Raw genomic sequence first — 11,751 nt, forward strand, 5'->3', positions numbered from 1 at the left:
CGTCGGCGGGACGGGTCCCGCAACTCCCGCTCCGGGCTCCAACCCTGGACAGGTCGAGCCCCGGGGCGGGTCCACCCGCACCACAACACGAAAGGACGATCCGTTGTTTGCTCACTCTGACCGGCTCCCGACCGGGACGCCGCTGCCGACCGGCACGCTCACCCCGACCCCGTGGGGCGTACGCCGCATGGCCCCCTACCCGTCGCCCGCCCTGGGCTACGCCAAAGCCGTCCTGGACCCGACCACCCAGACCACCCGGTACTTCGACGACCGCGGCAAGGTGATCGAGATGGGCGGGCACGGCACCAGTACCGGCACCAACCCGTCCACGGGCACCAGCCCCGACGGCACCGGGTCCGGTACGGACACCGACACCGGGAACGACACCGACCAGTGACCCGTGTCGGCCCGGTGCTGGTCGTCACCAACCTTGACGACCCCACGGCCGACGTGGTGATCAGCGAGCTGCACGACCGGGATGTTCCGGTCGTGCGGCTCGACTCGGGGGACTTCCCCCACGCCTTGTCGGTCGCGGCCACCATCACGTCAAACGGTGTGGAGGGCACACTGTCCACGCCGTCCCGGACCGCCGACCTCACCGAGGTCCGGTCCCTGTACTACCGGCGACCCTCCGGGTTCGCCTTCCCACACCTGGAGGACCAGGACGCCCGGTTCGCCGTCGCGCAGGCCCGCTACGGCCTCGGTGGCATCCTGGCCTCCCTCCCAAGCTGCCGGTACGTCAACCACCCCCACCACATCGGCGACGCGGAATTCAAGCCTTCCGGCCTCATCGCCGCCGCGCGCGCCGGTTTCCGCCTCCCGCCCACCACCATCACCAGCGACCCGGATACGGCGAGGGCCTTCATCAAGCAGCACGGCCCCGCCATCTACAAGCCGCTCGCGGCGCCGCTGTACCGCATCGACGGCGTGTCCTCCGTCGTGAAGGTCGCCGAGGTCACGGCCGACGACATCGACGAGACGGTGGCCGGCACCGCGCACCTGTTCCAGCAGCGCGTGGACAAGACGGCGGACGTACGCGTGACCGTCATCGGCGAGCACGTGTTCGCCGTCCGTATCGGCTCCGACCTGCTGGACTGGCGCACCGACTACAGCCGCCTCACCTACAGCGTCGTGCCGCTGCCGCACGGCATCGCCGAATCCCTGCATGCCTACCTGTCCCACTTCGGTCTCGTCTTCGGCGCTTTCGACTTCGCCATCGACCGCGAGGGCCGATGGTGGTTCCTGGAGTGCAACCCGTCCGGCCAGTGGTACTGGCTGGAGCACGAGACCGGCCTCCCGATGCTCGCGGCGATGGCCGACCTCCTGGAAAGGAAAAGCCGCTGATGACCGTCCTGGACTCCGCAGCCCTGCGCCGGTATCTCGCCGACCGTCTCACCGAAAGCGGAGCCCTGCGCACCGACCAGTGGCGTGCGGCCGTAGAAACCGTGCCCCGGCACGAGTTCCTGAGAGGCGGCTTCTTCCGACGCTTCGGCAGCGCCTGGCGGCCGGTGCCCGCCGACCGGGAAGGCTGGCTGGAGCTCTGCTACACAGACGAGTCGCTGGTCACCCAGATCGCGGGCACCATCGTGCCTGGTGATATCCGCGGCGAGATCCTGCGCGAACCCACCTCCTCCAGCACTCTGCCCAGCCTGGTCGTGCGGATGCTCGAAGACCTCCAGGTCCAAGACGGCCACCGGGTCCTGGAAATCGGCACCGGCACCGGATACTCCACCGGCCTGCTCTGCCACCGACTCGGAGACGAGCTCGTGACGTCGGTGGAGGTGGACGACGGCGTGTCCAGCCGGGCCGGCGTCGGCCTGGGCGCCTGCGGCTACTTCCCCGACCTGGTCGTCGGCGACGGCCTGGCCGGGCACAAGGACGGCGCCCCCTACGACCGGGTCATCGCCACGTGCGGGGTGCGGGAGCTGCCGCACACGTGGATCGAGCAGACCAAGCCGGGCGGCATCATCCTCGCCACCCTGTGCGGGTGGATGCATTCCTCCGAACTCGCCAGGCTGACCGTCGGTCACGACGGCGTGGCCCACGGCCGGCTGCTGGGAGGGCATGTTCAGTTCATGCTGGCCCGTCCGCAGATGCCGCCGCCCCTCGGCATGCTGCCCGACTTCGACTCGGGCGAGGAACGGCAGACCCGGGTCGGTTCCGATGTCCTGGACGACTGGGACGCCCGGTTCGTCGCCCAGCTCGCGGCACCGCGCGCACAGCGCCTCAGCTTGACGCTGGAGGACAGGACCCGGCACGTCCTGGTCGATGTGGAGGCCGGCGCCTGGGCGGCCCTCGCCCTGGACGGCAAGCAGTGGACCGTCCGGCAGGGTGGGCCGGTGCAGCTGTGGGACGCGGTGGAGGATCATCTGCTGCGCTGGCAGGTGGACGGATCTCCGACCACGGACCGCTTCGAGGTCATGGTCACGCCCGAGGGGCAGCGGGTCACCTGGCCCGTTGTCTGACGGGCCTCGTGCGGCCACGCCTGTCCGCCCCCCCCGGTGGCGGACGGGCGTGGCCTCAGTCGTTGATGAGTACGGTCACGTGTCCACGACCGCCTCTGTCACACGATCGCCATCTGGCCGACATGACACCCCCTGCCGTCAGGAGCCCCGGAACGCCCTCTTCTGTCCGGCAGTTGACCGATGTACCGTCCGCGCATGCCGATACGCACGCGCTTCACGATCTGGAGACCGCTCGCGACGGTGGCCACGGCCGCTCTCATGGCAACCCTTCTCACGCCCGCCGCGACGGCCCACCCCGCGACCCCGCCACAGAGCGAACCCGTCCACTCCTACGAAGACGCCATCCGCGAGGCCGTCTGGGTGGACACCGGATACGACGGGGACGGTGACGGCGAGGACGACCGCGTCGCCGTCGACATCGTCCGCCCCCGCGAACCCGCGCGGCAGGGCCACAAGATCCCCGTCATCATGGACGCCAGCCCGTACTACTCCTGCTGCGGGCGCGGCAACGAGAGCCAGAAGAAGACCTACGACGCCGACGGCGACGTCGACGGCATGCCGCTGTACTACGACAACTACTTCGTGCCGCGCGGTTACGCCTTCGTCGGCGTCGACCTGGCCGGCACCAACCGCTCGGACGGCTGCGTCGACGTCGGCGGACGCTCCGACATCCAGTCCGCGAAGGCCGTCGTCGACTGGCTGAACGGCCGCGGGAAGGCGTACACCAGCCGCACCGGCGGCGAGCGCGCCAAGGCGGGCTGGACCAACGGCAAAACGGGAATGATCGGCAAGAGCTGGGACGGCACCATCGCCAACGGCGTCGCCGCCACCGGCGTCGAGGGCCTGGAGACCATCGTCCCGATCGCCGCCATCTCCTCCTGGTACGACTACTACTTCAGCCAGGGCGCCCCGCTCTACGGCTCCGGCCCCGAGTGGCTGTCCGACTACGTCAACAGCCCCGACGCCCGCGCCCACTGCGACGCCGTGCAGCAGAAGCTCGTCGACGGCGCCCCGCGCACCGGCGACTGGACGCGGCTGTGGAGCGAACGCGACTACACCGAGGCCGCGAGCAAGGTGAAGGCGAGCGTCTTCCTCGTCCACGGCATGCAGGACCTCAACGTCCGCATGCAGCACGTCGGCCCGTGGTGGAACGCCCTCGCGAAGAACGGCGTCGACCGCAAGATCTGGCTCTCCCAGACCGGCCACGTCGATCCCTTCGACTTCCGCCGCGCCGAGTGGGTCGACACCCTGCACCGCTGGTTCGACCACGAACTCCTCGGCTACGACAACGGCGTCGACCGCGAGCCGATGGCCGACATCGAACGCCGGCCCGACCAGTGGGAGACGTCGAGGACCTGGCCACCGCGCTCCACGGCCACCACGACCCTGCGCCCCGCCGACGGCACGCGACCGGGTGTCGGCACCCTCGGCCTGCGCCGGGACCACGGCACCGAGACCTTCACCGACGACCCCGCGCTGAACGAGACGGACTGGGCCGCGCGGATCGACGAGCCCACCCCGGGCAAGGCCGGATTCGTCACCGGCCCGCTCACCCGCGACCTGCGTCTGTCCGGCGCCTCCGAGGTCACCGTCACCGCGCGGTCCAGCACCCCGACGGCCCACCTCTCCGCCGTACTCGTCGACCTCGGCCCCGACACCATCCGCGACTACGCCGATCGGGGCGAGGGCATCACCACCCGCACCGACCGCACCTGCTGGGGCCCGAGCACCCCGGGCGACAGCTCCTGCTACCTGGAGACGGCGACGAAGACCACCGACGTGGACTACACGGTCGTCAGCCGCGGCTGGGCCGACCTCGGCAACCACGCGTCCAAGTGGCGGGGCCGCCCGCTCACTCCCGGCAAGGCCTACACCGTCACCCTCGACCTGGCGGCCACCGACCACGTCGTCCCGGCCGGCCACCGCCTCGCGCTCATCGTCGCGGGCACCGACAAGGACCTCATCGACCCTCCCGCCGACACGCCGACACTCACCGTGGACCTCTCCCGCACCTCGGCACGCGTACCGTTCGTCGGCGGCACCGCCGCGTTCGCCCGGGCCACCGCCGGTACGACAACCGCCACTGCCGCGCCCACGCCGCTCGACGGCGTGACCCCGCCGCACACGACCCACCGCGTCCCGAAGGGAGCCCGATGAACCGCCTGCGCACCCTCACCACGACCACCGCGGCAGTCACCGCGGCCCTCGCCGCGTCGCTCCTCGCCGCGCCGGCCCAGGCCGCCGACCCCGCCGGCACCGCACACCACCCGCCGCGCACCGGCTTCGAGAAGACGCACGGCGCCCGCTGGACCACCCAGCCCGAGGAACAGGCGCTGCTGGCCGCCGCCGACCGGGCGAGCGGCCGCGTCACCGTCGACCGCGTCGGCACCACGAAGCAGGACCGCCCGCTCCAACTGGTGACGATCGGCAGGCCCACCGCCCCGAACAAGGTGCTCCTCGTGTGCAGCCAGCACGGCGACGAGCCCTCCGGCCGAGAGGCCTGCCTGTCCACCGTCCGCGACCTCGCCTACGCCACGGACCGGCGGACCCGGAACTTCCTGGACCGCACCACCGTGCTGGTCCTGCCCACCGCCAACCCCGACGGCCGGGCCGCCGACACCCGCGGCAACAGCGACGGCGTGGACATCAACCGCGACCACCTCGCCCTGAAGACGGCCGAGGCCCGCGCCCTGGCCGCCGTCGTCCGCGACCGGCGCCCCGACGTCCTCTACGACCTGCACGAGTACGGCGCCACACCCCCGTACTACGACAAGGACCTCTTCGACCTCTGGCCCCGCAACCTCAACACCCACGGCAGGGTGCACGACGAGGCCCGGAACCTGTCCGGAGCCCACGTCCGCCCCGCGGCCGAGCGGGCCGGTTACTCGACCGGCACCTACGGGATCTGGACCGACCCCGTCACCGGCGACCCGGTCAAGCAGACCGCCGGAGACGGCCAGGAACGCATCCTGCGGAACATGTCCGGCGTGAAACACGCGGTCGGCCTGCTCATCGAGAGCCGTGTCGACCCGCTCACCGACGCCGAGCGCGAGGACGAGTCCCTGAACAACCGGCGCCGGGTGAACTCCCAGCTCGCCGCCCTGGACGGCCTGTTCCGCCACACGGAACGGCGGCGCGGACACGTCGAGGCGGCCACCGGCGCCGCCCGGCAGGCCGGCCGGGCCGACAGCGGGCCCGTGTACCTCGGCGGCGCGGACAACGACCCGGCCGAGCCCACCGAGGTGATCGAGGACCCGCCCTGCGGCTACCGGCTCACCTCCGGACAGTACGCGGATCTGAAGGACGAACTCTCTCTGCACGGTGTACATGTGCGTCCGGCCGGGGAGAAGGGCGCCTACGTACCGCTGCGCCAGCCGCTGCGCGCCCTCGTGCCGCTGCTCCTGGACGAGCGTGCGACGTACCACTTGACGGTGGGTGAACCCGACACCCGCTGCTGAGAAGGTGAGTTCCGCGTCACACGTGGTAAGGGCGTAGCGGAGGACTATTTTCAGCCTCACCGACTTGAAAGGTGCCGCCTGTGACGCAGGACCGACCAAGCGACAAGGAACACCACGAGAGAGGCGCACTGCCGGGTTCGGAAGCGGGCCTGCCGGGGCAGGAGCACAAGCCCCGGACGGACCGCATCGTCTTCGGCGTCACCGCGGGTCTGACCCTGGCGTTCGTCATCTGGGGCGTGGCCGGCACCGACTCGCTGGAGGACGCCTCCGGCAGCATGCTCAGCGGCCTGATGCACAACGGCGGCTGGGCGTTCGTGCTGGCCGCCTCCGGGTTCGTCGTCTTCGCCCTCTGGCTCGCGGCCAGCCGCTACGGCCGCATCCACCTCGGCTCCGAGGGCGAGAAGCCCGAGTTCCGCACGGTGTCCTGGGTCGCCATGATGTTCAGCGCGGGCATGGGCATCGGTCTGATGTTCTGGGGCGTGAGCGAGCCGCTGGCGCACTTCGAGACCGCCCCGCCCGGCACCAGCCCCGCCGACACCGGCGACAGCATGGCGACGGCCATGGCCACCACCCTGTTCCACTGGACCCTCCATCCGTGGGCGATCTACGCGGTGGTCGGCCTCGGCATCGCCTACAGCACCTTCCGCAGGCGCCGCCGGCAGACCATCAGCGCCGTGTTCACCCCGCTCATCGGTGAGAAGCACGCGAACGGCGTCAGCGGCCGGGTCATCGACATCCTGGCCATCATCGCGACCGTCTTCGGCTCCGCGGCCTCCCTCGGCCTCGGCGCCCTGCAGATCGGCTCCGGCGTCGAGAAGCTCGACTGGATGGACAAGGTCAGCACCGGGCTGCTGGTCGGCATCATCGCGGTGCTGACCGTGGCGTTCGTGGCCTCCGCGATCTCCGGTGTCGAGAAGGGCATCCAGTGGCTGTCCAACACCAACATGGTGCTGGCCCTGCTCCTCGTCGTGTTCGTGTTCGTCGCGGGACCGACCATCCTCATCCTCGACCTGCTGCCGACCTCGGTCTTCACCTATCTGGGCGACCTGCCCGAAATGGCCGGCCGCACCGAGATCAGCGGCGGCGAGGGCGTCGCGGACTGGCTGGGCAGCTGGACCGTCTTCTACTGGGCGTGGTGGATCTCCTGGACGCCCTTCGTCGGCATGTTCATCGCCCGCATCAGCCGGGGCCGGACCATCCGCCAGTTCATCGGCGGCGTCATCCTGGTCCCCAGCACGGTCAGCCTGGTCTGGTTCGCGATCTTCGGCGGCTCGGCGATGCGGCTCCAGGAGCAGAACCGGCTCGGCGACGAGACGACCCCCGAGGGCCGGCTCTTCGCCGTGCTCCAGGCGTACCCCATCGCCACCGTCACCAGCCTGCTGGTGATGGTCCTCGTCGGCATCTTCTTCGTCTCGGGCGCCGACGCGGCCTCCATCGTGATGGGCACGCTCTCGCAGAAGGGCGCGCTGGAACCCAGCCGCTGGGTGGTGGTGTTCTGGGGCGTGGTGACCGGCGCGGTCGCCGCCATCATGCTCCTGGTCGGCAGCGGTGAGGGAGACGCGCTGGCCGGTCTGCAGAACCTCACGATCCTCGCGGCGGCACCCTTCGTCGTCGTGATGATCGGCATGTGCGTCGCCCTCATGCGCGACCTGCGCCGCGACCCGCTCATGGTGCGCGGTGAGATGGCCTCCGAAGCCGTCGAGCTGGCCGTCATCGAGGGCCACAAGCAGTACGAGGGCGACTTCGAGATCCGCATCGGCCCGGGCCCCGGCACGGACGTGGAGGGCGACCCGATCGGCAAGCACCACTGACCGACGCGGCGGCCGGCCGGCGCACCGCGGGCCGGGTGCGAGAGGCGGGGGGGGGCCGGGGAGGCCGGCCGGCGCCCGAGGGGCGGCGTGCCGCCCTCCCCGTCGTGGACGGCGCGTCGACAGCCCTTCCCGCCCGCCCCGCCGGGGCGGTGGTCAGCGGGAGGCGAGCCCGGCAGCCTCCCGCGCGCAGCCCCAGGCCACGGTGACCCCCGCGCCGCCGTGGCCGTAGTTGTGCACCAGCAGCCGCCCGTCCGCCAGCGGCTCGCGCTCCAGCCGTACCGAGTCCCGCGCCGGCCGCAGCCCCACCAGGTGCCCGAGTACCCGCGCCCCGGCGATCTCGGGCCGCAGCGCCGCGCACCGCCGCACGATCGCCTCCGCGACCGCCGGGTCCGGCTCCGCCGACCAGGCGTCCTCCTCGGCCGTCCCGCCCAGGAGAAGCCGGCCGGGCTGCGGAAGGAAGTAGGTCACCTCACCGGAGACGGGATCGGTGGAGACCAGCCAGGTCCGGACACCGGGGTTCTCCACGACGACCAGTTGCCCGCGCACCGGACGCACGGCCGCGTCCGGCACCAGTTCCCGGGCGCCCAGACCCGTGCAGTTGACCACGACCGGAGCGTCGGCCTCGGCCAGATCGGCCACCGCGCGCGTCTCCACCGTGCCGCCGGCCGCCACCAGCCGCCTTCGCAGCCACGGCAGATGAGCCGACATGTCGATGAGCGGCAGCCGTGCCCACAGCCCCGACCCGGAGTACTCGGCGGCGGTCGCCGCACGCAAACTCGGCAGCCGCGTGGCCGCCCACGCGCCGACCTCGTCCAGGCCGGTCTCGCCGAGCACTCCTTCGACCATGCGTACGCCGGTCTCCTCGGGCCGCGCGGCCAGCTCCTCGTACACCTCCAGGGAACGCAGCGCCCACGCCTGTGCCAGCGCCACCGGCTCGATGCGGTACGGCCACCACAGCCCACCGGCGACCACCGAGGTCGTCCGCTCGGCGGGCTCCCGGGTCCACAGCCGTACCCGCCTGCCGCGCTCGGCGAGCACGACGGCCGTCGTCAGCCCGACCACCCCGCCACCGACCACGACGACTTCGCCATCCAGTTCGGTTTCCATTCGAGGACGGTAGCGGAATGCCCCATGCCGTGCTCAGAGTGGTGCCGGCCCGGGAATACTCACCGCATGGCTGCCGAGTACGCGACCTTCGGTCTGGCCCCGGCGATGCGCGCCGGGGGTGTCCTCGCCGACGGCGACTTCCAGGTCCACCGCGACTTCGTGGACTTCATCGTCGACGGACGTCCCCTGCTGTTCCGCCTCAGTGACCTCGACGCCGTCTCCCCGCTCGCCTCCGACGTGCCGCCCGCGATCTTCACCGCGCAGGTCCGCAGTCTGCTCCTGGAGACCGACCCGCCCCTGCCCGGCGGCCGCTACGTCATCTACGGCTGCCCCGAGTGCGAGGCCATGGCCTGCGGCGCGGTGACCGCCGTGATCCTGCGGGACGGCGAGGACTTCGTCTGGCGGGACTTCGCCTGGCAGACCGGCGAGCAGGCCGACCTGGAGTTCAACGGCTACCACGGCATCGGCCCGTACCGCTTCCCCGGCGCCGAGTACCGCACGGCCCTCGCCGCCCTGCTCGACGGCACCGCGCACACCCGCCGCCGGGTCCTGCTCATCGGCGCCCGCGTCGCCCTGCTCGCCAAGCTCGCCGCCGCGCTGCGCACCATCGGCATCGGCGCCGACATCACCCACGACGCGGCCGGCGTGCCGGCCGACGAACTGCGGGCCTACGGCGCCGTCGCCTTCGGCCGCGCGGTCGCCGAGGAGACGCGGACCGCCGCACGCCGCGCCTTCGCGGACGCCGGGGTGGACGTGGCCCACGTCGACGGCCTCGCCCCGATCGTCCCGCTGCTCGTCGCCCAGATCGAACACGCCCTGGACCGCGGTCCGGCCGAGCGGCGCAGGCTGACCCGTCTGACGGCGACCGGCGCCGGCGCGGACGTCGAGGTCACCTCGCCCTGCCGGGTCCGGCTCACCGCGTACCGCCTCGACCGCCTGCACCGCGCCCACACCCACGAGGTCTTCGACGGCGTGCTCGGGCCGGGCTGCCACCGCATCGCCCTGGACACCAGGACGGTGAAGGGGGAGTCCTACGTGGTGGCGCGGACGCCGGGAAGTGTGCTGGCGGCGGCGGTGACGCGGGAAGGACCCGGCTGAGCGTGCGCCGGGCCGCGGCTGGCTAGGATCGACGGTCTGATGACTGCCACCCTCGTCGCCAAGAACCTCGCCGCCGGCCACGGCGACCGCTCCCTGTTCACCGGGCTCGACCTCGTCGTCGCGCCCGGCGACGTGATCGGACTCGTCGGAGCCAACGGCGCGGGCAAGTCCACGCTCCTGCGGATGCTCGCCGGGCTGACCACCCCGGAACAGGGCGAGCTGCGCCTGTCCCCGCCCGGCGCCACCGTCGGCCACCTGCCGCAGGAGCCGGAGCGCCGCCCCGGCGAGACCGTCCGGGCGTTCCTGGCCCGCCGCACCGGCGTCACCGAGGCCCAGCGCGTCATGGAGGAGGCCACCCAGGCCCTGGTCGAGGGGGCCCCCGGTGCCGACGACGCCTACGCGACCAGCCTGGAACGCTGGCTCTCCCTGGGCGGCGCCGACCTCGACGACCGCGCCGCGGAGACCGCCGAGGCCCTGGGCCTGACGGTCGACCTGGACCAGCCGATGACGTCCCTGTCCGGCGGCCAGGCGGCACGGGCCGGCCTCGCCTCCCTCCTCCTCTCCCGCTACGACGTCTTCCTCCTCGACGAGCCGACCAACGACCTGGACCTGGACGGCCTGGAACGCCTCGAACGCTTCGTGACCGGCCTGCGCGCCGGCACCGTCGTCGTCAGCCACGACCGCGAGTTCCTCACCCGCACCGTCACCAAGGTCCTCGAACTCGACCTCGCCCAGCGGCAGATCAACCTCTACGGCGGCGGCTACGAGGCCTACCTGGACGAGCGAGAGGTGGCCCGACGGCACGCCCGCGACGAGTACGAGGAGTACGCCGACAAACGGGCATCCCTCCAGGACCGGGCCCAGACACAGCGCTCCTGGATGGACAAGGGCGTCAAGAACGCCCGGCGCAAGGCGGGCAGCGACAACGACAAGATCGGCCGCAAGTTCCGCAGCGAGGCCAGTGAGAAGCAGGCCGCGAAGGCCCGCCAGACGCAGCGCATGATCGAACGTCTGGACGTCGTCGAGGAACCGCGCAAGGAGTGGGACCTGCGCATGGAGATCGCGTCGGCGCCGCGCTCGGGCGCGGTGGTCGCCACCCTGCGCGACGCCGAGGTCCGGCGCGGCGACTTCGTCCTCGGCCCGGTCTCCCTCCAGATCGACTGGGCGGACCGGGTGGCGGTGACGGGAGCGAACGGCGCGGGCAAGTCCACGCTGCTCGCCGCACTCCTTGGCCGCGTCCCGCTCGACGCGGGCCACGCGTCGCTCGGCTCCGGCGTCCTGCTCGGCGAGGTGGACCAGGCCCGCAAGCTGTTCTACGGCCCCGAGTCGCTGCTGGACGCCTTCCGCACGGCGACCCCCGACATCGAACCGGCCGAGATCCGCACCCTCCTGGCCAAATTCGGTCTCAAGGCGGACCACGTCGTGCGCCCGGCGTCGACCCTCTCCCCGGGCGAGCGCACGAGGGCCGCCCTGGCACTCCTCCAGGGCAGAGGCGTCAACCTCCTGATCCTGGACGAGCCGACCAACCACCTCGACCTGCCGGCGATCGAACAGCTGGAATCGGCCCTGGACTCCTACGAGGGCACGCTCCTGCTGATCACCCACGACCGCCGCATGCTGGACGCGGTACACGTGACCCGCCGCCTGGAGGTCACGGACGGCAAGGTCGTGGAACGCACGTGACCGCGAGCGCGGCTGCCCCCCTTGCTGCGGGCAGCCGCCCGCCCCCTCGCAGCTGCGGGCAGTCGTGCCTCCCCCAGTGCCCGGACGGCCTGGGAGGTACCCCCAGGGGCGGCACGGGGGGGCGCAGCG

The 11,751-nt window shown here is 72.1% G+C and carries 9 protein-coding genes; 8 read left to right on the forward strand and 1 reads right to left on the reverse strand.

What is annotated here, in order from left to right; translation table 11 throughout:
• The first annotated feature begins 103 nt into the window (after nt 1-103).
• From tgmA to QC283_RS06965, 6 genes are all read left to right on the forward strand, one after another.
• Nucleotides 104-397 carry a putative ATP-grasp-modified RiPP gene (tgmA, locus tag QC283_RS06940; protein WP_279560476.1) on the forward strand — a complete coding sequence of 98 codons (294 nt, stop codon included), beginning with the start codon at nt 104-106 and terminating at the stop codon, nt 395-397.
• A complete protein-coding gene (tgmB, locus tag QC283_RS06945) occupies nt 394-1,344 on the forward strand; it encodes an ATP-grasp ribosomal peptide maturase (protein WP_279560477.1) in 951 nt (316 codons plus the stop codon). Before tgmA ends, tgmB begins: the two co-directional genes overlap by 4 nt.
• On the forward strand, nt 1,344-2,465 hold the full coding sequence (tgmC, locus tag QC283_RS06950) for an ATP-grasp peptide maturase system methyltransferase (protein ID WP_279560478.1): 1,122 nt from the start codon (nt 1,344-1,346) through the stop codon (nt 2,463-2,465). Before tgmB ends, tgmC begins: the two co-directional genes overlap by 1 nt.
• A 195-nt stretch (nt 2,466-2,660) precedes the next feature.
• Nucleotides 2,661-4,622, forward strand: coding sequence for a Xaa-Pro dipeptidyl-peptidase (locus QC283_RS06955; protein ID WP_279560479.1), 1,962 nt, complete (start codon nt 2,661-2,663; stop codon nt 4,620-4,622).
• Nucleotides 4,619-5,923: a M14 family metallopeptidase gene (locus QC283_RS06960; protein ID WP_279560480.1), complete on the forward strand. Its 1,305-nt coding sequence runs from the start codon at nt 4,619-4,621 to the stop codon at nt 5,921-5,923. Before QC283_RS06955 ends, QC283_RS06960 begins: the two co-directional genes overlap by 4 nt.
• Nucleotides 5,924-6,003: 80 nt before the next feature.
• On the forward strand, nt 6,004-7,734 hold the full coding sequence (locus QC283_RS06965) for a BCCT family transporter (protein ID WP_279560481.1): 1,731 nt from the start codon (nt 6,004-6,006) through the stop codon (nt 7,732-7,734).
• A 153-nt stretch (nt 7,735-7,887) separates the two neighbouring features.
• Here QC283_RS06965 and QC283_RS06970 read toward each other — a convergent pair whose 3' ends face one another.
• The gene (locus QC283_RS06970; RefSeq protein WP_279560482.1) at nt 7,888-8,841 is read right to left on the reverse strand and encodes an FAD-dependent oxidoreductase; all 954 of its coding nucleotides are present in this window, start codon (nt 8,839-8,841) and stop codon (nt 7,888-7,890) included.
• Between the two features lie 66 nt (nt 8,842-8,907).
• Between QC283_RS06970 and QC283_RS06975 the strand changes: the two genes are divergently transcribed.
• A complete protein-coding gene (locus QC283_RS06975) occupies nt 8,908-9,939 on the forward strand; it encodes an oxidoreductase (RefSeq protein ID WP_279560483.1) in 1,032 nt (343 codons plus the stop codon).
• A 39-nt stretch (nt 9,940-9,978) separates the two neighbouring features.
• Nucleotides 9,979-11,622, forward strand: coding sequence for an ABC-F family ATP-binding cassette domain-containing protein (locus tag QC283_RS06980; protein WP_279560484.1), 1,644 nt, complete (start codon nt 9,979-9,981; stop codon nt 11,620-11,622).
• The last annotated feature ends 129 nt before the right edge of the window (nt 11,623-11,751 follow it).

The organism is Streptomyces sp. DH41 (genome assembly GCF_029813785.1).
Classification (GTDB): domain Bacteria; phylum Actinomycetota; class Actinomycetes; order Streptomycetales; family Streptomycetaceae; genus Streptomyces.